The organism is Brasilonema sp. UFV-L1, assembly GCF_012912105.1.
GTDB lineage: Bacteria > Cyanobacteriota > Cyanobacteriia > Cyanobacteriales > Nostocaceae > Brasilonema.
On the sequence record NZ_QMEA01000330.1, the window covers coordinates 1 to 950 of the forward strand.

At 39.3% G+C, this 950-nt stretch carries 1 protein-coding gene; it reads right to left on the reverse strand.

Annotated features, from left to right (window positions below; translation table 11 throughout):
* Positions 1–7: 7 nt before the first annotated feature.
* Positions 8–950 (reverse strand): IS4 family transposase (locus DP117_RS35240; protein ID WP_169222773.1); only part of this gene is annotated, 943 nt, incomplete at its 5' end.

Genomic DNA, 950 nt, shown 5'->3' on the forward strand with positions numbered 1-950 from the left:
TTATCGATTAAGCAGTCTGCAATTGTTTACGTAATTCTTGCCGGGGCTGGGTCAATCTAGAGTAAGCTTTGGGGCGGCGTTTGGTGACTCGTGGTTCGCTGCGTGCAGGACGGTCGGGGACAACCTTGTGAACAATAATTTTCAGCAAACTACGATAAAGAGGAAGGCGTTTTTGAGAGTGGGCAGTTTCTAATTTAGGAATAAAATTCAGTAAATGATGTCGAGTACCTTGAAGCGATAAACGATTTGGAGGAGTATTGTAAGTAGTCCCAGCCGACCACATTAAGCTCCGAAGTAAATTGTAAGCCAGTAAATAAACATGAATTTCTTTGCGGATCATTGAAGGAGTCTTACATCGTAAAATATCCATACCCAAGGTAGTTTTTATATGTCTCAAATCTAATTCAACATCCCAACGTTTAGCATAAAGTCCAACAATTTCGAGAGTAGAATAAGTTGCTTTATCTAAAAGAGTAGTAATTAAGCTGACTTGTTGAGTGCGAAAACCAGGAATAACAATGTAGTAGTAAATTTCTCTTACAGTTATGGCAGAAGGTAGAGCATCAAATTCATCCTTACTCAATCCTTGTGGGCATCTTTTAGATTTATGCCAAGTAACAAGCTTGTCACAATCACCAACAATTTTACCTTTTCGCATAGTGCTTGTGCGAGATTGATGCTTACGGAATATAGCGTCACAACCAAGTTTGGTAATAGCAACCATATCAGCATAAGCGCAAAAAGCTCTATCACCTAAAAGTACATCATTGGGTTTAAGAAAACTGTACAGTTTTCTTGCTAATTTAATATCATGAGTGTTCAAGACATTGATGCACAAAGCAACGGCGGCTCCCGTCACTAAACTGAATATCACACCAATTTTGGCAATTGGAAACCCACATCCGGGCTTTTGACTACTGGGTTGAGGATATTCTTTTTGGTTCTCTACA